General features: G+C 59.0%; 15 protein-coding genes. 4 read left to right on the top strand and 11 right to left on the bottom strand.

What is annotated here, in order from left to right; all coding sequences use genetic code 11:
* Positions 1 to 15: 15 nt before the first annotated feature.
* The 3 genes from FZF01_RS01970 to FZF01_RS01960 all read left to right on the top strand — a co-directional run bounded on the left by FZF01_RS01970 (position 16) and on the right by FZF01_RS01960 (position 6,490).
* Positions 16 to 3,408 carry a bifunctional diguanylate cyclase/phosphodiesterase gene (locus tag FZF01_RS01970; RefSeq protein WP_150276412.1) on the top strand — a complete coding sequence of 1,131 codons (3,393 nt, stop codon included), beginning with the start codon at positions 16 to 18 and terminating at the stop codon, positions 3,406 to 3,408.
* On the top strand, positions 3,405 to 5,366 hold the full coding sequence (locus FZF01_RS01965; RefSeq protein WP_150276411.1) for an acetoacetate--CoA ligase: 1,962 nt from the start codon (positions 3,405 to 3,407) through the stop codon (positions 5,364 to 5,366). The genes FZF01_RS01970 and FZF01_RS01965 overlap by 4 nt, the downstream gene beginning before the upstream one ends.
* A 113-nt stretch (positions 5,367 to 5,479) precedes the next feature.
* Complete coding sequence (locus tag FZF01_RS01960) at positions 5,480 to 6,490, top strand: zinc-binding alcohol dehydrogenase family protein (protein WP_150276410.1); 1,011 nt, start codon at positions 5,480 to 5,482, stop codon at positions 6,488 to 6,490.
* Between the two features lie 6 nt (positions 6,491 to 6,496).
* On the opposite strand, the gene dkgB is transcribed toward FZF01_RS01960, so the two are convergent.
* The gene (gene dkgB / locus FZF01_RS01955) at positions 6,497 to 7,297 is read right to left on the bottom strand and encodes a 2,5-didehydrogluconate reductase DkgB (RefSeq protein ID WP_150276409.1); all 801 of its coding nucleotides are present in this window, start codon (positions 7,295 to 7,297) and stop codon (positions 6,497 to 6,499) included.
* 129 nt (positions 7,298 to 7,426) lie between these two features.
* Between dkgB and FZF01_RS01950 the strand changes: the two genes are divergently transcribed.
* Positions 7,427 to 8,464: an NAD(P)H-dependent flavin oxidoreductase gene (locus FZF01_RS01950; protein ID WP_150276408.1), complete on the top strand. Its 1,038-nt coding sequence runs from the start codon at positions 7,427 to 7,429 to the stop codon at positions 8,462 to 8,464.
* Positions 8,465 to 8,526: 62 nt separating this feature from the next.
* Here the strand turns inward: FZF01_RS01950 and FZF01_RS01945 are convergent, their stop codons facing one another.
* The 10 genes from FZF01_RS01945 to FZF01_RS01900 all read right to left on the bottom strand — a co-directional run bounded on the left by FZF01_RS01945 (position 8,527) and on the right by FZF01_RS01900 (position 21,415).
* Positions 8,527 to 9,657 (bottom strand): response regulator, encoded by a 1,131-nt coding sequence (locus FZF01_RS01945; protein WP_150276407.1) that lies wholly within the window; start codon positions 9,655 to 9,657, stop codon positions 8,527 to 8,529.
* A gap of 85 nt (positions 9,658 to 9,742) precedes the next feature.
* On the bottom strand, positions 9,743 to 14,215 hold the full coding sequence (locus FZF01_RS01940; protein ID WP_150276406.1) for a PAS domain-containing protein: 4,473 nt from the start codon (positions 14,213 to 14,215) through the stop codon (positions 9,743 to 9,745).
* A gap of 39 nt (positions 14,216 to 14,254) precedes the next feature.
* Positions 14,255 to 15,028: an SDR family NAD(P)-dependent oxidoreductase gene (locus tag FZF01_RS01935; protein WP_150276405.1), complete on the bottom strand. Its 774-nt coding sequence runs from the start codon at positions 15,026 to 15,028 to the stop codon at positions 14,255 to 14,257.
* A gap of 102 nt (positions 15,029 to 15,130) precedes the next feature.
* A complete protein-coding gene (locus FZF01_RS01930) occupies positions 15,131 to 16,495 on the bottom strand; it encodes an ATP-binding protein (RefSeq protein ID WP_150276404.1) in 1,365 nt (454 codons plus the stop codon).
* Positions 16,492 to 17,154 carry a response regulator gene (locus tag FZF01_RS01925; RefSeq protein ID WP_150276403.1) on the bottom strand — a complete coding sequence of 221 codons (663 nt, stop codon included), beginning with the start codon at positions 17,152 to 17,154 and terminating at the stop codon, positions 16,492 to 16,494. The genes FZF01_RS01930 and FZF01_RS01925 overlap by 4 nt, the downstream gene beginning before the upstream one ends.
* Positions 17,155 to 17,159: 5 nt before the next feature.
* Entirely contained in the window at positions 17,160 to 17,783 is a 624-nt protein-coding gene (locus tag FZF01_RS01920; RefSeq protein ID WP_150276402.1) for a tetratricopeptide repeat protein, read from the bottom strand.
* On the bottom strand, positions 17,780 to 18,607 hold the full coding sequence (locus FZF01_RS01915) for an SDR family oxidoreductase (RefSeq protein ID WP_150276401.1): 828 nt from the start codon (positions 18,605 to 18,607) through the stop codon (positions 17,780 to 17,782). Before FZF01_RS01915 ends, FZF01_RS01920 begins: the two co-directional genes overlap by 4 nt.
* A complete protein-coding gene (locus FZF01_RS01910; protein ID WP_150276400.1) occupies positions 18,591 to 19,268 on the bottom strand; it encodes a TenA family transcriptional regulator in 678 nt (225 codons plus the stop codon). The genes FZF01_RS01915 and FZF01_RS01910 overlap by 17 nt, the downstream gene beginning before the upstream one ends.
* Entirely contained in the window at positions 19,255 to 20,742 is a 1,488-nt protein-coding gene (locus FZF01_RS01905) for an AMP-binding protein (protein ID WP_150276399.1), read from the bottom strand. The genes FZF01_RS01910 and FZF01_RS01905 overlap by 14 nt, the downstream gene beginning before the upstream one ends.
* Entirely contained in the window at positions 20,729 to 21,415 is a 687-nt protein-coding gene (locus FZF01_RS01900) for a thermostable hemolysin (protein WP_188434338.1), read from the bottom strand. The genes FZF01_RS01905 and FZF01_RS01900 overlap by 14 nt, the downstream gene beginning before the upstream one ends.
* Between the last annotated feature and the right edge of the window lies 1 nt (position 21,416).

The raw sequence follows: 21,416 nt of genomic DNA, 5'->3' as shown, positions 1-21,416 counted from the left end.
CAGGGAAGGGTATCCATGACGGATCATGAACAACCGAGTGAAGCTGAATTGCTCAAGCCGCCCCGGGCCTACTGGTTGGTTGCACTATTGACTGGTCTGATCACCGGCGTTCTGGCTTTTATCATCGGCTACAGCCTCCATCACCACAGTCGTTTGCTGCAGGAGGAGCAGTTTGCCCAACGAGTGGAGGGATACGGACAGGGTATTTCCGATTTTGTGCTGCGTAGTCTGGGAGCTGTTTATACCCTGGGCACCCTGGTTCAAGTGTCCGATGGACAGCTAGATGATTTTCAACTGCTCGGAGACGAGCTGAGTACCTACTTCCCCGGCGCCTCCGCTCTCGCCATGGCAGAGGGTGGTGTGATCAGTCAGGTGTGGCCGCTTGCGGGGAATGAAGGGGAGCTGCAACGCGATTTGCTGCTGGATCCCGAGCGCGGTGCCGACGCCATGATGGCCCTGCAGAACAAGAGTCTTACCTTGTCCAGGCCCTTTTACCAGACTCGGGGCGGTCGCGTGATGGCCGGTCGTTTGCCCGTATTCGTCAGCGATGCCAGTGGTTCCGAGCGATTCTGGGGCTTTGTAGTCGCAATTCTCGACCTGACAACTATCCAGTCATTGCCGGAGATCCAGGCTCTGCGAGAACAGCAGTTGCGCTTTCGTCTATGGCGCCTCGATCCTAATACGGCCCAGCGGGATCTGCTGCTGCCGGTTGCTGACGAGGGAGACTTCCAACGCTCCCATGAAGTGTCATTGGAGCTGGCCAACGCCCATTGGATCCTGAGCGTTGAGCAACCTCCTAGCGTCGAGCTCTGGTTGCGGGCCTTGATCATGTTGTTGATCGGGGTCATCACCAGCTTGGCGCTGGGTTATTCGGTTCTTCAGGTGCTCACTATGCGCTGGCAGCGGCAGAATCTCACCAGCCTGGTTGCCCAGCGCACGCGCTCTGAAGTGGCGGCGCGCAATGATATGGCCGCGGTAATCCACGCCATACCCGATCTCTTGTTCGAACTGGATGCCGAAGGACGCTATTACCGTTTTTATTCCCAGCGTATTGACCTGCTGAAAATGCCGTTCCATTCGATGCAAGGCAGAACGGTACACGAAGCATTGCCGAGAGCAGCTGCGGGCCAGGTCATGACTGCTATTTCAGAGGCAGCACAAAAGGGTTGGGCAGGTGGTTACAGCTTTCCATTGGGCGATCCAGGGAGTGCCGAGGGTGAGCGCTGGTTCGAGTTGTCGGTGGCACGCAAGGCAGCGAGGCCCAATGAAACCGACCGTTTTATCGTGTTGTCCCGTGACATCACCGAGCGTAAACGGGCTGGAGAACTGAATCGGCAACTGTTAGCGCGTTACCAGTCCTTTGTCAGCGCCTCCAACACCGGGGCATGGGAATATCATGTCAGCTCAGGTCGCCTGGAGTTGAGTGACGAATATTTTCTGATGCTGGGTTTCGATCCGGTGGCGCAGGAGCGTGATCCTCAGTTCGGTTCGCTGCAGGTCTGGATCGACCTGCTCCACCCAGACGACAGAGAGTCGGCGGCCCGGCGCTTCACGAACTATTTCAGCAATCCCTCTGACAGACTGTACGAAAACCGTTTTCGTGTACGGACCGCCAAGGGTGAATGGATCTGGATTCTGGCACGGGGCCGTTTTCTGCGCGATGGGGACGGACACTTTACCGACCTCATCGTAGGCACCCATATCGACATTGACGAAACAGTGCGAGCGAGTGAGGAGCTGAAACTGGTCGGTCGGGTGTTTGAGCAAAGCAGCGAAGGATTCCTGATAACAGATGCCCGGCAGCGCATCGTCAAGGTCAACCGGGCCTTTACCGACATCACCGGCTACAGTCCCTCTGATGCGATGGGTCACACGCCGACCCTGCTGTCTTCGGGTCAGCATGACAAGGCGTTCTACCAGAGCATGTGGGCTGCCATCGAAAGTCAGGGCCACTGGCAGGGCGAGGTCTGGAACCGGCGCAAGGACGGTACCCTTTACCCGGAGTGGCTGCGCGTCAGTCGTATGCTCGATGACAATGGGGAGGCTACCCATTACGTGGCGGTCCTCAGTGACATCACCCAACGCAAGGCGGATGAACAGCATATTCACAAGCTGGCATATTTTGATGTGTTGACCGGCTTGCCTAACCGCAGCATGTTCGAGCAACGTGCCGAGCTCGCCCTGAGTCTGGCCGAGCGACATGGCAAGCACCTGGCGCTGATGTTTATCGACTTGGACAACTTCAAGAATGTCAACGATTCACTGGGTCACCAGGTCGGTGACGCGTTGCTGGTGGCCTTTGCACAGCGCTTATCGGGGTTGTTGCGTGAGGAGGACACCTTATCCCGGACCGGGGGCGATGAGTTCACGCTGATCTTGCCCGAGACGGACGCCAATGGTGCGGCACATACCGCGCAGCGCATTGCCAATGCGATGACTGAATCCATGTTCGTTGCGGGTCACGAGCTGACTGTGACGGCTTCGATTGGTATTGCCCTGTATCCGGATGATGCGCAGGACCTGGTCAATTTGCTGAGTAATGCCGACATTGCGATGTATCGGGCAAAGCAGCACGGACGCAATGGCTACAGCTTCTTCAAGCCGGAGCTGCAGACCCATTACGTGCGTACTCTGCAGATCGAGAACGCGCTACGCCATGCCATGGCCCGGGGTCAGTTGAGTGTGCATTTTCAGCCGCAACATCGCCTGACGGACGACCATCTGGTGGGAGCCGAGGCGTTGTTGCGCTGGAATCATCCCGAGTTGGGTAATATTTCGCCAGCCGAATTCATTCCGGTGGCGGAAAACAGCGGGCTGATCATTCCGATTGGTGAATGGGTGCTGGCCGAGTCGCTCAAGCACTTGCTGGTATGGCATGGCATGGGCTTTACCGATATGCGTGTAGCCGTCAATCTGTCAGCCGTGCAGTTCCGCGACAGACAGCTATTGGGCAAGATCGAAGCCCTGCTGGAAAGCACCGGCGTACCGCCGCAGGCCCTGGAGCTGGAACTGACCGAAAGCATGACCATGCAGGACCCTGAGTCCGCCATACAGATCATTGCCCGGCTCAACCGGTTGGGGCTTAATCTGGCTCTGGATGATTTCGGAACCGGCTACTCGTCCATGAGTTATCTGAAGCGCTTTCACCTGCAAAAAATCAAGATAGACCAATCTTTCATCCGTGATCTGAGTGTCGATGGTGATGACGCCGCCATTGTGAATGCGACCATCACGTTGTCCCGGAACCTGGGCATGCAGACCCTCGCCGAGGGAGTCGAGACCCAAGAGCAGCGCGACTTCCTGCGCCAGTCCGGTTGCGATTTTGTGCAGGGTTACCTGTACAGCCGGCCGCTACCGGCCGATGCCTTTATCGAATACATGACGCATTGCCGTCGGAGTGTGCCATGACGAATTTGCCCGCAGTTCTCCACACACCCACCGCCCGGACAATGAAAAGCAGTCGCATGGCCTGCTATAGAGACTGGTTACAGAACGCTAGTGAAATGCCAGGTGCCGATTACGCGGACCTCCACGCCTGGTCCATCGCTGACATCGAACGATTCTGGCGCAGCATCTGGGATTACACCGATGTGGTCAGCGCCAGCGATCCGAGTGTCGTGCTGGAGAGTCACGCGCTGCCTGGCGCGCGCTGGTTCCCACAGGCGCGCCTCAACTTTGCCGAGAACCTGCTGCGCCACGCCCTGACTAGTGACGCTACGCGGCCAGCGTTACATGCCCGTTCCGAAACCCGTGGCGATTTCACCCTCAGTCGCAGTGAGCTCCTTGCCCAGGTTGCAGCACTGGCAGCCTGGATGCGTGAGACTGGGATACAGCCAGGTGACCGTATTGCCGCGGTTGTTGCGAATGTCCCCGAAGCGATCATTGGTATGCTCGCGGCTGCCAGTATCGGCGCGGTGTGGTCTTCGGCCTCGCCAGATTTCGGCACCGCCGGCATCCTTGACCGCTTTGGCCAGATCGAGCCCAGACTGCTGATCTGCGTTAACGGCTATGGTTATGGGGGCAAGGTCTTCGATCGCACAGCCCAGGCGTTGGAGCTACGAGCCAGTATGCCCTCGGTGGAACAACTGTTGATGATCCGCAATGTACCGGATATCGCACTGCCGGATGGCGTGATCGATTGGCAAGCCGTGCAGAGCGAATATGCCGGTGCACCTCTGGAGTTTACAGCCCTGCCCTTTGATCACCCGCTATACATCCTGTACTCCTCGGGCACCACCGGCGTACCCAAATGCATCATCCATGGTGCCGGCGGCACGTTGCTGCAACATAGCAAGGAGCTGATGTTGCACGGTGATCTGGGCCCTGAGGATGTGTTGTTCTACTTCACGACCTGCGGCTGGATGATGTGGAACTGGCTGGCTTCGGGCCTGGTTACCGGCGCAGAGCTGGTGCTCTTTGATGGCAATCCGGGTTACCCCGATATGCACCGGCTATGGCAGCTGGCCGAGGATTATCGCGTCACCCATTTTGGTACCAGCGCCAAGTTTCTGGGTGGGTGTCGTAATGCTGGTCTGCAGCCAGGGCGCAGTTTTGATCTGAGCCCACTGCGCGTGCTGCTGTCGACTGGCTCGCCTCTGCTGCCCGAGGATTACGACTGGGTCTACGAGGCAGTCAAGAAAGACATGCTCTTGGGCTCGATATCCGGCGGTACCGATATCGTCTCCTGTTTTGTTGGCTGCTCGCCGCTGTTGCCGGTGCGCCGGGGCGTGATCCAGTGCCGCATGCTGGGCATGGATGTGCAGGCATTCAACGATGCAGGTCGGGCGGTGGTTGGCGAACGGGGTGAGCTGGTTTGCCTGCAGCCGGCGCCGTGCATGCCGATCGGATTCTGGAATGACCCGGACGGTAGCCGCTACCGCGCCGCATATTTCGAGCGCTTCGATGGCGTCTGGGCCCATGGCGACTATATCGAGTTCGATGACGAGGGCGGCTGTATTATCCATGGCCGCAGTGACGCCACCCTGAATCCGGGCGGGGTGCGTATCGGTACCGCCGAGATCTATCGTCAGGTGGAGACCCTGGAGGAAATCGCCGACAGTCTGGTGGTCGGGCAGGACTGGGAAGGCGACGTGCGCGTGGTGCTGCTGGTGGTCATGAACCCCGATCATCAGATGGATGAAGCCCTGCGCCAGCGCATTCGTCAACGTATCCGCGATAATGCCAGCCCACGGCATGTACCGGCGTGCATCGAGGTGGTCGAGCAGATCCCCTATACCCGCAGTGGCAAGAAAGTCGAATTGGCGGTGGCCAAGCTGTTGCGCAGAGAAGTGGTGAGTAATCGCGAAGCCATCGCCAATCCCGAGGCTCTGGACCAGATAGCCGCGAATCCCGCGCTCTGGCGCTAGCTTAAGATCATTTGGCGGGCGAATCCTGCAACAGCCTGCGACCTATATCGGCTTTCGCGCCGGCTTCACAGGGGTCAGAATGCTCCACGTTGATTCAATCGAGGAGCCAGAATATGAAAGCTGTGGGATATCAGGAAGCCGGTGCCGTGAGCCGGTCAGATGCACTGGTGGATATCGAACTGCCGCGCCCCGAGCCCGGCCCGCGTGATCTGTTGGTCAAGGTCGCAGCGATTTCGGTCAACCCGGTAGACGCGAAGATCCGCAGTAGCCGAGCGCCACTGACGGGCAAATTTGATGTCTTGGGTTGGGATGCGGTGGGCACGGTCGAATCGGCAGGCGCTGAGGTGTCCGGCTTCAAGGTGGGTGACCGGGTGTTCTACGCTGGCGCTATCGACCGCCCCGGCACCAACGCAGAGTACCACCTGGTCGATGAGCGCATCGTCGGCCGTGCGCCTGCGAGCCTCAGCGATGCCGAGGCGGCGGCCCTGCCCCTGACAGCCATTACCGCCTGGGAGTTGCTGTTTGACCGGTTTGGTGTGAGCGAGGGCGGCGGGGCGGGCCAAACCTTGCTGGTGATCGGCGGCGCCGGTGGTGTGGGTTCCATTCTGGTGCAGCTGGCCCGGCAACTGACTGAACTGACCGTGGTGGCCACCGCTTCCCGGCCCGAAAGCGCGCGCTGGATCAGCGACCTGGGCGCCCAGCATGTGATCAACCACCACGAGCCGATGCTGGCTCAGCTGCAGGGCAAGGGCATCGAACAGGTGGAGCTGGTTGCTTCGTTGACCCACACGGTCGAGCATTACGAAGAAATCGTGGAATGCCTGGCGCCGCAGGGCAAGCTGGGGCTGATCGACGACTTCGAGAGTCTCGATGTACTCAAACTCAAGCCCAAGAGCCTGTCGCTGCATTGGGAGTTCATGTTCGCCCGCAGCCTGCACCAGACCCCGGACATGAACGAACAGAGTCGCTTGCTCAACCGCGTGGCCGACCTGATTGACCAGGGCACCCTGAAGACCACCCTGGGCGAACACTTCGGCCGCATCAACGCAGCCAACCTGCTCAAGGCCCACCGCCTGCTGGAAAGCCATCAGTCACGCGGCAAGATCGTGCTGGAAGGCTTCTGAGTTGCCTTAGTCCCACTGTGGCGCAAAGTCGGGGTCAGCAATCCGTTCATTGCGCTCCAGTGCCGCAATAGCCGCCATATCGTCCTGGCTGAGCTGCAGATCGGCCGCCCGCAGGTTGTCCTGCTGGTGTCCGCGTTTGGTGGAAGAGGGAATAACCACATAGCCCAGTTGCATCAGCCAGGCGAGCGTCACCTGCGCGGGCGTGACTCCATGCGCCTGCCCAATGGCCTGTAATACCGGATCCTTCATCACTGCGCCTACTGCCAGCGGCATGTATGCGGTGAGCTGAATGCCATGCTCGCGGGCGAATTCGGCTATTTTCCGATTGTGCAGAAAGGGGTGAATCTCCACCTGATTGGTGGCGATATTCTCGGCCCCCACCAGGTCAATGGCCTTGCCCAGATGCTCGATGGTGAAATTGGACACGCCGATCTTTTTGGTGAGCCCCTGCTCTCGTGCTTCCAGCAGCATCGGCAGATATTCTTCCATTGGCACCTTGTCATCTGGCGAGGGCCAGTGGATCAGCGTCATATCCACCTGCTTGAGACCGAGCTTGTTCAAGCTTTCTTCCAGGCTGGGAATCAGCTTGCGTGGTGCCAGATTGGATATCCAGATCTTGGTGGTAATAAACAGCTCATCCCGGGGTATGCCGTTATCAGCGATTGCCTTACCTACCTGCGCTTCGTTCTCATAGATCTGCGCCGTATCTATATGCCGGTATCCAAGTTGCAACGCCTGGCTGACAGAGTCGATGACCTCCTGCCCTTTCAGACGGTAGGTACCCAATCCGATCGTGGGAATGCCCATGCACTTTGCTCCTGATTGTTGGTGAGTTCGCTGCCTACACCTTAGACCACGACGAGGTCGCCGTGGTAGTGAGCTCGGTGAGGCGTTAATCTGTGAAGCCGCTCACCATCACTATATGAGGACTCACCAATGACCCTTCAGGCTCTACTTGGAACTCGCTTGCCGATCATCCAGGCACCCATGGCCGGAGTGCAGAACAGCAATCTGGCGCTGGCTGTATGCCGCGCCGGCGGGTTGGGGTCAGTGCCTGCGGCGATGCTCGGGCCGGATGCCCTGCGGGCCGAATTGCAGACGATGGTCGAGCACAGCGTGGGTCCCTGGAATGTGAATTTCTTCTGCCATACCCCGCCGAGGCCCGAGGAGGATCGCGAGCTGGAGTGGCGCGCTGCGCTGGCGCCTTATTATCAGGAGTGGGGATTAGACATTACTGATGTCCCGGCTGGTGGCGGACGTAGACCCTTTGATACCGGTACGCTGGAGATCCTTCGCGAGTTCAAGCCCCCGGTTGTCAGTTTCCACTTCGGCCTGCCGGCCCCCGAGCTGATGGCGGAGCTCAAGAGCTGGGGTACGGTCATTCTCTCGTCCGCTACGACTGTGGAAGAAGCCCGCTGGCTCGAGGCTCGCGGAGTCGATGCAGTGATTGCCCAGGGCCTGGAAGCTGGCGGCCACCGGGGTATGTTTCTGAGCGATGACATCACTACACAGTTGGGGATCTTCGCCCTGCTACCCCAGGTTATCGCAGCGATTGATGTGCCGGTTATCGCCGCTGGTGGCATTGCCGATGCCGCAGGTATCCGCGCCGTCATGGCGCTGGGCGCGGCTGGCGTGCAGATCGGTACGGCCTTTCTGTTATGCCCCGAGGCTACGACCAGTGAAGTTCATCGTGACGCGCTGATCAGCAAAGCAGTCGAGCACACAGCCTTGACCAATGTATTTTCCGGCCGGCCGGCAAGGGGCATCGTCAACCGGGTGATACGCGAATTGGGGCCGATTAGTCCTTCGGCGCCAGCCTTTCCCCTGGCTGGCGCCGCGATAATGCCGTTGCGCAAGGCCGCTGAGGCATGTGGCAATGGTGACTTTTCGCCGCTGTGGTCAGGCCAGAACGCCAGCGGCTGCCAGGCCATATCCGCCGAAGAGCTGACCCGTAAACTGGGCGGGGCCGACTGATATCAAGTGAGCAGTTTCGCAAGAGTCGGCTCCAGCTAACGAGTCAGAGAAGGTGGACGCGTTTACCCTTTGGATAGGCCTACCCATTTCCGCAACCGTGCCAATTCAATCGGGTCATCGTCCAGCTCGGTTTCCAATGCAGCAATACGCATTATGACGAGGTCTTTGCGCAGACTGTTTTGGGGCAACTTGAACACGGCACCGATCAATTCCCGGGTGATGAAAGGTAGCTTCAGACCCACCTTGATGCGATTGCCGAACTCAGGCGCGAACTTCAGCATCAAGCGATCGACATCCAGGGGATCGAACTGTTGTCCGTAGTCGACAAAATTCTGTATTGCACAGAGCGTCGCCATTTCCCCCAGAAGGCATAAACTGACTGCCGACCTCACTGGCTCGGACGCGATGGATTGATGATGTGCCAGTCGTGTCAGAGCTTTTGCCAGAGCGGCCTGCTGTTTCATCAACTGAAGAGCTTTTTCAAGCAGTAAGGGATCACGCAGTACCGGCCCCGTGCGTGCAAGCTGAATCGCCAACTCGATGCTACTGACTAACCCCAACTGGTCAATGGCCTGCTCGACGCTGATGCAGTTGAAGGTACCTTCTCCCCCCTGATCAAGGTTTGCCTGATGCATCAACCCTGCCAGCAGTATCGGTTGCTGGCGCGCAAGGCGAACCATCTCATGCCGGCTGCAGGTGCGTTCCAGGTTGAGCACCCGGGACTGAGCGACCTGCGCGCTCCAGGGAATAAACAGTTTTTGTTGCAGCTGTTGGGTCAGGAAGTCCTGCAAGTCACTCACGCCGTCCACGCCGGCAGCGCATTCAATCGCCCCCTGGTTGACCAGTTCGCGCAATCGTTCAAACAGACTTTCCACCTTGAAAGGCTTGGCTATAAAACTGGTGATACCAGCCCGGCGAGCGGCAATGACGGTTGCCCGGTCAATCTGTGAGGTAATAAGCACCCTGTGGCTATTCGGGTTTCTCCGTCGGCAGGCTTCTATCACTTCCAGCCCGCTGCCATCGGGTAGATTCAGATCACAAATCAACAGATCCTGGGGGTTGGCTTTTATCTCGTTGAGCGCATTGCCAACTGTACCCACCAGGCTCAGTTCGGCCCCGCTGGTGAGGCTTTCCAGCACCTGTCTGAGCAATTCAGCTATCCATTGATCATCCTCGACGATCAGTATCTTCATCTATTCGACTCGCTGTACATGTTCGACCTATAACCGAATTTCGTCTCTGCTCTGCGCTACAGCCCTCCCCTGGCATTCCTTGGTTTCAGCCTACCTGATCTGATGCGGACTTGGCATCCAGCAATATCCAGAAGCTCGAGCCCTTCCCCGGAGATGACTCAAAGCCGACCTCGGCGGCCATGTGTGACGCCAGTTCACGGCAGATGGCGAGACCCAGACCGGTGCCGCCCCGCTGACGGGTGTCCGTGGCATCTGCCTGGGAGAACTTGGTAAACAGTTGCTCATGGAAGGCTTCAGGGATGCCGATTCCCTTATCAGTCACCCGTATACGCACCTTGCTCTGTGCATAGTGGGCTTCAAGCAAAACGGATTGGCCCGGGTAGGAGAACTTGATCGCGTTGGACAGGTAATTGTTCAGTATTTGCCCCATGCGCTGGCCATCGACTGTCACCTCTACGGCATCAACATGTCCTAGCTCCAGTTGTACCTGGAATTGCGCCGCATAGCCGGCGTTGCCCTGGATGGCTGTCAACAAAAGCGGCGCAAGCGCCTGGGGCTGAAGATCAAAATGCATTTTTCCAGCTTCGAGCTTTTCCATATTCAGCAGATCGTTGATCAGATTGTTCAGCGACTGGCTGTTTTTCTGCGCAATCTGCAGCATCTCGCGCATCCCGGTGGGCACTGGCCCCAGCACATTGTTGGTAATCAGCGTAAGCGCACCTGAAATAGCGGTTAATGGTGTGCGCAGTTCATGGCTCACAGTGGATACGAATTGATTCTTCAGCTGATCTATCCGGCGCTGCTCGGTAGCGTCCCAGATAAAACCACTCAGCCACAACAGTTCGTTCTGTGCATTGTATTCGCCACGGCCCTTCTCCCTGACCCAGACCTCGTGGCCCAGGGCATGAACAACCCGGTAGGTCGCTTCAAAAGCTTCCTGGCGCTGAATACGCTCAGCGGTAGCATAGGTTAGATGCAGATCCTCGGGATGCACAATACTGGCAAAGCTACGTACCCGGTTATCAACAAAATCTGAAGCCGGATAGCCGGTAATGGTCTGAATCTCGTCACTCATATACGACATCGTCCAGTCCAGGTCATTGTTGCAGCGGTACACTGCGCCGGGCAGGTTGCTGACCATGCTGCGGAAGCGTGATTCGCTTTTTTGCAGCGCGCGGGTGGCCTGAATCAGGTCGGTGATATCGGTAGCGATCCCGAGGAAGCCGGTCAGCTCGTTGTTTTCCTCGCGAATGCCGGTAACCGTCAGATTGACCAGACGATGGCCGCCGTCCTTGTGCACGTAAGTCCAGTGCAGGGTTTCGCCACCACCGTCACGAACATTGCTGGTGAATACCTCGAAGCCAGTGACATCAATGCCCTTTTCCTGACTGAGCTTCTGACTACGCCGTTCTATTTCGCTGGCCAGGTGGAATACCGCCGGAGTGGTTTTGTCGACGATGTCCTCTGCCTTGTAACCGAGTAGCTTTTCGGCCCCGCTGTTGAACAGGGTGATGGTGCCCTGCAGGTCGGTGGTGATGACCGCAACCTCGGTAGAGGCATCAATGACTGCCCGCAGGAAAGCCCTGGCCTGGCTGATTTTCTGATCCCGATCCATCTCTGCGCTGATGTCCGCATGGGTACCGCTCATCCACAGGGGCTGACCCTCAGGGGTACGGCTGATCAGTTGGCCGCGATCGTGTACCCATACCCAGTGACCGTCCTTGTGGCGCATGCGGCATTTGCAGTCGTAGTAGTCCGCCTCACCGGAAAAGTGCTGCTTCAACTTGCGCTCGGATTCTGCCAGGTCATCCGGATGGGTCAGACGGCCCCAGGTATCAATGTTGATGGGGGCCAGTTCATCGAGCGTGTAGCCGATAATATTGGCCCAGCGTTCATTAAACAGAGTTTCTCCCGTGCTCACGTTCCATTCCCAGGTACCAATGTTGGTGCCCCGAATAATGCTTTCCAGGCGCGTTCTTTCGTGCTCCAGGGTCAGTTCAATCTGCTTGCGGGCAGTAATATCGCCGATGTAGCCGTGCCAGATGGTATCGCCGTTTTCCAGTCGTTCCGGCACGGCGCTGCCAGCTGCCCAAATTTCCCCCAATACAGGATGGTTGACCCGGTATTCACTGCGCCAGATCGACAGGTGCTTGGCAGAGTCGGCAATACTCTCAAGTATCTGCGGCTGGTCCTCCGGGTGGATAGCCTGCACGGCTGCATCGGCATCCATTCGGACCTGCTCGGGGGTGACCCCATAAAGATCGATGATGCCCTGGCTACTGTACGGGAACCAGGTCTCTCCCTCACTGTTGAGTTGATATTGGTAGACTACGCCGGGTAACTGCTCGGTGAGGCGGTTGAAACGTTCAAGCAGCTGTTCGCGCTCACGATTGGCGGCGTCCTGACTCAGAGCGGAATTCACCCAACGGCTCATCAGCCGGATAAACTCCAGGTCGGTATCGGCGAACGGCTGTTGCCGTGGCTCCTCGGAGGTGAAGTTGAGCGTCCCGTAACGCTCACCGTCGACTATCAAAGGCACACCCAGATAGCTCTCAAGACCAAACAGGTTGTAGCAGGGATGGCCGCTGAATCGTGACTGACCCATGAACTCGATGGCCAGCACATCGGCCTGTTGTAGTGTCAGGGCGCAATAGGTAGTTCCAAGCGTGAAATACTGACCGATGGCAATATTATTATCGGGGCTATACTGGGCCACTACCCGGTAATCATCATCAGTGATGGAACTGATAATACCCACATTCATTCGCAGGTACTGGCAGCCCAGCTCCAGGGCCTTGTTCAGGCGGGTCTCCAGGCGCAGGTTGGACAGAGCTGCAATCTCGTTCAAGGCGCGTAGCGCCTGGCGCTGCAGCTCGATGCGCAGGGTGGAAGCCCGTTCTTCTTCATCCCTGCGCAGAGCGTGTATCAGTTGGCCGAGTGAATTGAGCAGAGGCGTTAGATAGGCCAGTTGCTCAAGGTTGTATCCACCCTCCCGGTTAGCCAGCCCGATCATGCCCACCATCCGATCGCCGAATAAGATAGGCAGTCCGGCAAAACTCTCCAGGGCCGGGTGGCCCGGTGGCAAGCCACCGCGATTAGGGTCATTCACAGGATCATTACTTATGTATGCAGCGCCACTTTGCAGTACCTGGCCAAACAGGGTGTCCAGGCGCGTAAAGCGCAAGCCGGTGGCCTGATGCTCCTCATAAAATGCACGGCTTTGATCGTCCCAGGCGATATTGCTGATGGCATAGGTCTGCAGAAAGGGCTTGCCGTCCCCGTTGCGCAATAGCTGGCCTACGAAACCAAAGCGGCTTCCGGTCAGATCAAGTATCTGGGCGAGTAATTGATCAAAGCTATCATTCAGGTTGCTGGCCTTGATATAGGCAGACTGGGTTTGCGAAACAATGTTCAGTAGATGCGCGGTCTGCTCGCGCTCCTTTATCTCTTGCTTGAGACGACCCTGGTGGTCATGCTCGCGCCGCCGGACACTTTCACGGGTGGCCAGCAAGAGACTGCCGAGTAACAGCATGGCGGCGATAAAGGCAGTCAGCCAGGTGAGTAAAGCCCGACTTTTTTCTGTCAGGTGTTGCTGCCAGAGTGGATTTATATCGCGCCAGACCAGAACCAGCGCCGAGGGATTACCCTGGCCATCCAGACGCGACTGAAAGTCTTCCAGGGGGATGCTCGTGAGTAGATGGTAGCGGCCATTGAGCGCCAACTCGGCACTGCCGTCCTGCTCCAGGGCCTTTGCAACCGAGTCGCTGGAGAGCCAATCCATTGCTTCAGTACGTGACGACTGATTCAGCCACCAGGGGCTGCCCTTCAGTTCGACCAGGCCAGCCTCGTCATGGTCGAGCACGACATCTTCCAGCAAGTGCCGGTTGAGTAGGAGCGCCAGGCTGGCCTGCAACTCTTCATCCAGCAATTGCAATTCCGGCAGCATGCCAAAGCCAACCTCCAGGCTGGCGATGACTTCTGCGTCGGGACCGGCTCTGTTTTTAATGGGCACAATGCCGCGCATGCCTGAGCCGTGGCGGCCGGTTTCCATGCCGCTCAGTGCCTGCCCCTGGGCTTGCACCAGCTCTATCATGGGGCGTATGCCCTCCAGGCTATCACCCCAATGGTCGGGTTGGTGCATACGCAGCAAGCTGACCGCACCTGGTGCTAGATGCACGTGCAGTTGATTGGCACCTGCCTCCTCGAGTATCCGCCAGAAGCCGGAGAGGTCGTTACGCAGTTGGGCACGCAGAAGATGCAACACAGGGTCGTCGAGACCGTTGCGCTCTTTGAGCAAGGCAATGCGACGTATCAGCCGCAAGGTATCGGGGTCTTCCGTCAGACTGTTGGCCGCCATAAGGGCCTGGCGTCGCACAGCCTGTTGCGACTGTTCAACGGCCATGCGCTGTATCTCGGACTGGGCATGTAATTGTTGCTGCCACAGTGAGTCACGTTGATTGCGGTCTGACCAGGCCAGAAAGGAAAAAAACAGAGCGAGCAGAATGACCCCGGTCACCAGCAAGGGACGCTCGTTGCGGCGTAAATCAATCCGGAGCATTGGCCTGTGAGTCCTCTTGGAGCCCTGTTGGTTATCTATTCACAGACTATTGCACAGATGGCCGCCATCCACATTGATAACGGTACCGGTCATGAACGAGCCCGCCTCACTGGCCAACAATAACAAGGGCCCGCTTAGCTCCTCGAGCAGGCCCAGGCGACGCATGGGTACTTTCTGCTTGATATATTCCTGACCTTTTTCCGACTCGAAATAATCGTTGTTCATCTCGGTACGGAAATAGCCGGGGGCGATCGCGTTGACCCGAATATTGTCGCGAGCCAGCTCAATGGCCATGGCCTTGGTCAGTTGCACCACACCGGCCTTGGCGACCGCGTAGTGGCTCAGGCCCTGACCTACGCGCAGGCCAAGAATCGAAGCGATATTGACGATGTTACCGCCCCGGCCGGACTCTGCCATGGCTACTGCAGCCCGGTGGGCGACACGCCAGGCGCCGTCGAGATTGGTGTCGAGCATGCTGCGCCAGTTGCCTTCGGTCATTTTCAGAAAGGGCACACCTTCACCAATGCCGGCATTGTTGATCAGTACATCCACACCGCCAAACTGCTGCTCGGCCTGGCGGAAGCCGGCATCGATGCTGTCGGAATCGGTTACATCCATGGTCACTGCCAGGGCTGCAAAACCCTGGGCCTGCAGATCCTGCACCAACTTGTCCAGGCGTTCAGCGCGGCGGGCGGCTACCACAACACGCGCACCTGCGGCGGCCAGCACACGGGCGAAGTGTTCCCCAAGCCCGCTGGAAGCGCCTGTAATCAGTGCGGTTTTACCGGTCATGTCAAAGCGTTGTTCGGTCATATTCTGAGTCCCCTGCGAGTCGTGTTTGGCGCAGTATCGACCATGCGAGGCTCAGGCTCCAGCAGGTTATGCAGGGGTGATAATCCGCCATCAACAGGCGCATTAAAGAGGCAGACGAATATTTACGCGCAGGCCTCCCAGGCTGCTGTCATCGAGCTCTATTGTGCCGTGGTGACGCTCCACTACCCGTTGCACAATGGACAGGCCCAATCCGGCGCCTGGATGATTGCTGCCAGTATAGAAGCGCTCGAGCAATCGACTCCGCTCGACTATTGGCACAGGCTCACCGCTGTTCTCGATGCTCAGCAATAGACGATGCGTCGACACCTGCTCCCGTTGCAGATGCAGCCGGATAGTACCGTGATCCGGGCAATGCTGAATGGCATTGCCGAGCAGATTCTGCAACAACATGCCCAGGCTGCCAGGCTCCATTTTCAGGGTCTCGGGAAGCTTCGGGTCGATGTCGAATTGCAGATCCTGATGCCGTTTTAACGTCAGGGGTAGAAGCTGTGCCAGCTCGGCGCGGCATGCCTGCTTCAAGTTGACTGGCTGGCGTTGCAGTTGCTGCTCGTCCGTTAGGCGAGCGAGTGTCAGCATCTGACTGACCAGGCGCGTGGCGCGCTCGGTTGCATTGAGCAGATGGCCAAGAGCGGCGTCGCGCTCGGCCGGGTCGCTGGCCGCCCGTGCATTTTCAGCATGGATCTGCAGTATCGCCAGGGGCGTTCGAAGCTCATGGGCCGCATCGGCGATAAAACGCTGTTCTCGGGCCAGGAGCTGCCCCAACTGATCAAGCATGCGGTTGAGCGCTGCCTGCATGGGCTCAAGCTCGGTGGGTAGATCGCTGATCAGCATCGGTTGCAGGCTGTCGGGATCACGTTGACGTATCTGCCTGGCCATACGCTCCAGTGGCTTGAGGCCGGAGCCTATTGCCAACCAGACCAGCAGTAGCATCAGGGGAATGCCGATCAGGTCGGGAATCAGGGTGGAACGCACAATCTTGCCCACCAGCTCGCCGCGCACATCGGCGCGCTCCCCGACCCAGATGGCCAACTGCTGCTCGGGATCCACCAGTACATAGCGTCGCCACTGGTCTTCCCCTTCGCCAAGACTGGCAAAGCCGGGTTGCCAGGTATCCTTGCCGATGGTTGGCACATTGAAGGAGCGGGCAATAATCTGGCCATCAGCATCGCGCACCTGATAGGCCAGTTTGCTTTCGTAGCGATGCCCCAGGGTAGGCTGCTGCCCCGCGGATTCGTTTAGCGCCGCAGCCAACTGCTGGTGATCTATCTGCGCCTGGGGCAGGCGTAGCAGACCCTGCAGCACCCTAGCACTTTGACCGAGCTGGGCGTCGAACAGCTCCTCGATTTCATGGGTCGCATCCCCGTAGCTGATTGCACTGAGGATCAACGAGCCAATCAACAGCAAACCGAGTACCCGCAGCAAGATGCGCTGGCGTATGGATTTCATACCTGGCGCTCAATCATGTAACCGACCCCGCGCAGCGTACGGATCAGCTCCGGGAAGAGTTTGCGACGCAAATGATGGATATGGACTTCCAGCGTGTTGCTGTCCACGTCCTCGTTCCAGCCGTTGAGTACCTGCTCCAGTCGGTCGCGGGTCAGCACCCGGTCAGGTTGGGCGATCAATTCGTGCAAGAGTACAAATTCCTTGCGTGACAGACTCACTATTTTCCCGTCCAGTGTTACCTGCTGGTTCTGCGGGTCAAGGATAACGCCGCGCAGGCTGATCAGCGGCTCCGCACGGCCATTGCTGCGCCTGAGCAGAGCGCGCAGGCGCGCCTTGAGCTCCGCGCTGTCGAATGGTTTTGTCAGGTAATCATCGGCTCCTGCATCCAGTCCAGCTATGCGGTCACTGACGCCGTCGCGTGCGGTAAGGATCAGTACCGGCACCGCATGATGGCGGTCGCGCAATGCCTTGAGCACCTGCAGGCCGTCCATGCGCGGTAGACCCAGGTCGAGGATGGCCAGGTCAAAGGGTTCGCTGCTCAGGGCGTGCAGCGCGCTGGCACCATCCTGTAACCAGTCAAGCGTGTAGCCCTCGGCTTTGAGCGCAGTGATTATGCCTTCGCCGAGGGATTTGTCGTCTTCAACCAGCAACAGTCGCATGGGCGTTACTCGAGTGTATTGAGGAGTGCGCGAATCTCCTGTTGCCGACCCTGGTCTGCAAGCTCGCGCCCGGGTCTGGGCGGTGCCGCCTGGGCTTTGAGAAGGGCTATTCGAGCCTCAGCATAGCGCTTTTGGTCTATCAGGTAATCCGCCCAGAAATAGTTGCTGTCGATACCCTCGGGATTGAGCGCCAGGGCTTTCTGCAGCAGCTCGCCGGCCTTGTCGTCGTCGCCAAATCCGATCGGCCAGCCGGGCACTTGATAGTAGAGCACGCCCAGGCTGGTGTAGGCAGACCCCTGTAAGGCCTCAGGCTCCAGACTCAAGGCCTGCTCCAGCTCCGCCTTTGCCTCCTTGGCCTTGCCCAGTGCGCCCAGCCCACCCTCGGCTCCGGCCCAGCTGCTGAGAATAATGCCCTGCCAGATATGTGCCTGAGCGCTCTCGGGGTTGGCGCGGGTCAATTGCCGTGCCTGCTCGGCCAGTAGCGAATAGGCCTTGGGCTGCTCCTTGGCAGGCGTCTGGTAATGGATCTGTGCCCAACGCTCCTGTAGCGGTGTGATGTCCGCCGCCTGGGCGGCCAAGGCCAGACCCCAGAAAGACGCCGTCAGGGCCAGCTGTCTGATGATGTTCATGGTCTTTGCTCCAATGCTGTGGATGGGGCGATGTCGGGTTCGGTACCGGCGTAATGTTGAATGGTCGGCAACTGGCGGCGTAAAGCCTTGTCCAGCAGCGAAGGCAGCAGGCTGTTGAGACGCACAAACAGGCGCTCCGGCCAGCCGAGATGCACTTCGCGCAGGTCCTGCTGCAGTGCTCGAATCAGTTGGGCTGCGACCTGCTCGGGGCTGTCCATGGTGACCTGCAAAGCGTTGTTCATTGCATTCACCCGGGTACTGTTCATTTCTGTACGGGTTGCCCGGGGAGCCAGATACAGCACCCCTACTCGCGTGTCCGCGAGCTCGCGGCGCAGGGCCTGAGAAAAACCGCGCAGGGCAAACTTGCTGGCACAGTAGGTGCTGAAGCCGGCATAGCCGATCGAGCCAAAGGTCGACCCGATATTGACCACACAGGCCTGCGGCGCAGATTTCATCAGAGGCAGCAGCGCGCGGGTCAACTGCAGGTTGGCGGTCAGGTTGGTGTCGATCAGATCGGCTATCGCCGCATCGTCCATGGATTCAAACAGCCCGAAGTGATTCACCCCTGCCGCGTTTACAAGCAGGTTGAAACCGGACAGTTTGCGCGCGGCTGCAACCACTCTTGCGCGGTCATCGGCTTGCCGCAAGTCGGCCTGCACGCAGGAAACACGAGAGCCGAATTCGCGCTCCATGGCCTGGAGTGCCTGCGTCTGGCGCCCGACCAGCAACACCTGCGCCCCGGCCTGGCATAATGCGGCGACCATGGCCTGACCCATGCCACCGGTGGCGCCGGTCAGTACCACAACGCTATCGCGCAAGCGCATGGGGCACCTCCAGCGAGCCGGGCAGGCTACGGAACATATCGGCGTATAGCCGGTAAATGACCCGGGCAGTATGCATAACGGCTTGCTGGTCTTCCGGATCATCCAGCTGGTTGACCAGCTGTTCAAAGAACTTCATGTGCTCCTGATCCAGTGCGCCATGGGACGTCAGGTAGCTGAATGCCTTGTCTGGCAGCCCCAGCCCCTTTTTCAGGCTGCCCGCGGCCTGCGTGGCGAGGGCGATGCTCGTGCCCTCGAGCACAAAGACCATGCCGAGCATCGATACCGGGTTGAGCCGGTTGATTCGGTCATACATGGTGCTGACCATCAATTCGGTTGCCAGGGCCGGTTGGCCATGACGCACCGCTTCGGAATCGGCGCCACAGGCGCGCAGGTCGTTGAGAATCCATTCCTGATGCCCCAGCTCTTCCTCGATATATTCGGCCATGGCGTTGCGAATCCATTCCTGCCTGGCGCTCAGCCTTGCCCCACACGCCATGAGCAGCGGCACGGTATGACTGACGTGATGAAAGGCTTCCGTCAGAAAGGCAATGTAGCTATGACGCTGCACCTGCCCTGCCAGTGCCGCCTCAATCAGCGGCGAGGCAAACAGGTATTCACGCTCGGCTTGCGTGCACTGGTGTAAACGATCAAAAAAACGCATGGGCTAACTCCTGGGGTAGCAGGCCCTGAAGAGCCTGACGGTAATGCTGGAAAATGGCAGCACGGCGGAGCCGACCATTGCTGGTCAGGAGGCCGTCGGTGCTGGTGAATGGCTGGGCGATGACCAGCCAGTGATGGACCCGTGCGTAGCCGGGCAGCCCGGCATTGGCCAGGGCCACGGCTTCTGCGATCTGGACGCTGGTGACCTGTTCATGGCGCGGTACGATCAGGGCGAGATTGCAAGGCAAGGCTTCGCCATGCACAAAGGCCTGGGCGATGGCCGGTTCAGCAGTCAACTCGGCCTCGACCCATTCCGGATTGACGTTGCGACCGAAGGCAGTGATGAACTGGTTCTTCTTGCGCCCGAGGATGGTCAGGTACCCTTCGTCCATGTGCCCGATGTCTCCGGTAGGCCATGGCCCGGGAGCGCGTATGGCGCTACCCAGATACCCAAGCGGACAGTTGCCATGCACCAGAATTTCGCCATCTTCGGCAATGCTGATCTGCACATGGGGCAGAGCCTGCCCCACGGTCCCCGCGCGGTGCCGAGTCGGTCGGTTAAGACAGACCACCGAAGCGCACTCGGACAGGCCGTAGCCCTCGTAGACTGGCCACTGCAACTGCGCGGCCCGTTCGAGCAGGGCAGGCGCTACGCGGCCACCGCCAACGGCGATAAATCGTAAGCTGTCCGGCGCTAGCAAGCCGGCATCGGCCGCCTGCAGGAGCCCCTGCAGCAGTTGCGGAACCAGTATCAGCGTATGGGGCCGGGCCTGATGTAACGCCTGCATGAGGAGCTGAATATCCAGCATGTTATTGCTCACGCCAGTGTGTTCGGGCAGATGAATACAGGCGCCCGCCAACAGCGCAGCGTAGACACCGATGTTGTCCAGGAGCACACCCAGAGGCAGAAGCACCAGGTGGCGTTCGGGCCTGACCTCGGAGCAGGCTGTCTGCAGGCTTGACGCGACTGTCATCAGGGCCTCCGCCGCCAGGCACACGCCTTTTGGCTGGCCGGTGGTGCCGGAGGTAAAAGTGATCTTGCAGGTATTTTCGGGAAGCGCGACTGCTGCGGCTTCCTGCTTCTCGGGCATCAGGCGTTGCCAGCCCAGACTCGTCCGGCTGAAGCCCCGCGGCGTTATATTTACGTCACCCGGCAACTCGCCGATAACGGCATCCACGGTGGCGCTGTCGAGTAGATGGCAAACCTGCTCGGCACTGAAAAACGGCGGCACGGGTATGCAGACAAGATTGCTGCGCAGCAAAGCCAGATCCCATAGCAGCCAGTCGCTACCGTTCGCCATGGACAGGGCAACCCTGCGGCAACCGCTGGCTTCGAGCGCCCTGCTTCTGGCGTTTATGGCTGCGGGCAGTTGACCGTAGGTGCATTGGTCCTGGTCACCGGCAAGGGCAACCTGGTCCTGCCTGTTCTCGGCATGCTTGGCCAGCGTCAGCCAGAAATTCTCAAGCGCTGACATGGGAGGCCTCCCGCTGGTGTGCGTACAACGGGCGGTAACCCAGTCGCCGGAAAACGCCGCGCTGCTCAAGCTGAACCAGACCCTCGGGAATGTACCCTGCCATCACCCGCGGCCGGGTTGCGTAATAACTTCCCCACTCCGCTTGCCGGTCGCCGAGGCGTTCCGGCTTGGCCTCACCCAGGTCAATGGGGCTGAGGGCAAGGCGCTGAAAACTGTTTAACAGCATGGCAGTGCCGGTGAAAACCACCCAGGTGTAACCCTGGGCGGCCAGGTAATGGGTCAGGGCGATAATCAGCACCCGCGCTGCGCCCGGTGCCAGGGCAGCCAGGTTGCCCACTTCCACCATGTGCTCGCGTTGTGTGGGCATGCCACTGCGAATGCGGATCTGGGTGCAGGCAGGCATGTCGAGATACTGCTCCAGAAAAAGCGCGCTGGTAGTGGCCGGTCGCAAGCCGACGACGGCCTGCAATGTCCCCCTGTGTCGGATACCCAGCAGTTGCGGCATGTACTGCCTCACACAGGCCCCGTAAGTGTCGGCAAAGCGTTGGTATACAAAGGCTTCCAGCTCAGTGCGCTGCAGGCCGGTGGCGGGCTGATCGGTGTTCAGTTCCAGAACGTATTGACTGTCGAATGTAGCCAGCGGTGACGGTGTGTTGGTAAGCGGGTTTGACATG

The sequence above is a fragment of the Halopseudomonas salina genome, from assembly GCF_008641105.1.
This window is presented reverse-complemented; position numbering and strand designations above follow the sequence as displayed.

What these genes read in the sequence shown, in the direction of transcription:
- FZF01_RS01970 (WP_150276412.1), top strand. Translation starts at nt 16, where the DNA reads ATGACGGATCATGAACAACCGAGTGAAGCTGAATTGCTCAAGCCGCCC.
- FZF01_RS01965 (WP_150276411.1), top strand. Translation starts at nt 3,405, where the DNA reads ATGACGAATTTGCCCGCAGTTCTCCACACACCCACCGCCCGGACAATG.
- FZF01_RS01960 (WP_150276410.1), top strand. Translation starts at nt 5,480, where the DNA reads ATGAAAGCTGTGGGATATCAGGAAGCCGGTGCCGTGAGCCGGTCAGAT.
- dkgB (WP_150276409.1), bottom strand. Translation starts at nt 7,297, where the DNA reads ATGGGCATTCCCACGATCGGATTGGGTACCTACCGTCTGAAAGGGCAG.
- FZF01_RS01950 (WP_150276408.1), top strand. Translation starts at nt 7,427, where the DNA reads ATGACCCTTCAGGCTCTACTTGGAACTCGCTTGCCGATCATCCAGGCA.
- FZF01_RS01945 (WP_150276407.1), bottom strand. Translation starts at nt 9,657, where the DNA reads ATGAAGATACTGATCGTCGAGGATGATCAATGGATAGCTGAATTGCTC.
- FZF01_RS01940 (WP_150276406.1), bottom strand. Translation starts at nt 14,215, where the DNA reads ATGCTCCGGATTGATTTACGCCGCAACGAGCGTCCCTTGCTGGTGACC.
- FZF01_RS01935 (WP_150276405.1), bottom strand. Translation starts at nt 15,028, where the DNA reads ATGACCGAACAACGCTTTGACATGACCGGTAAAACCGCACTGATTACA.
- FZF01_RS01930 (WP_150276404.1), bottom strand. Translation starts at nt 16,495, where the DNA reads ATGAAATCCATACGCCAGCGCATCTTGCTGCGGGTACTCGGTTTGCTG.
- FZF01_RS01925 (WP_150276403.1), bottom strand. Translation starts at nt 17,154, where the DNA reads ATGCGACTGTTGCTGGTTGAAGACGACAAATCCCTCGGCGAAGGCATA.
- FZF01_RS01920 (WP_150276402.1), bottom strand. Translation starts at nt 17,783, where the DNA reads ATGAACATCATCAGACAGCTGGCCCTGACGGCGTCTTTCTGGGGTCTG.
- FZF01_RS01915 (WP_150276401.1), bottom strand. Translation starts at nt 18,607, where the DNA reads ATGCGCTTGCGCGATAGCGTTGTGGTACTGACCGGCGCCACCGGTGGC.
- FZF01_RS01910 (WP_150276400.1), bottom strand. Translation starts at nt 19,268, where the DNA reads ATGCGTTTTTTTGATCGTTTACACCAGTGCACGCAAGCCGAGCGTGAA.
- FZF01_RS01905 (WP_150276399.1), bottom strand. Translation starts at nt 20,742, where the DNA reads ATGTCAGCGCTTGAGAATTTCTGGCTGACGCTGGCCAAGCATGCCGAG.
- FZF01_RS01900 (WP_188434338.1), bottom strand. Translation starts at nt 21,415, where the DNA reads ATGTCAAACCCGCTTACCAACACACCGTCACCGCTGGCTACATTCGAC.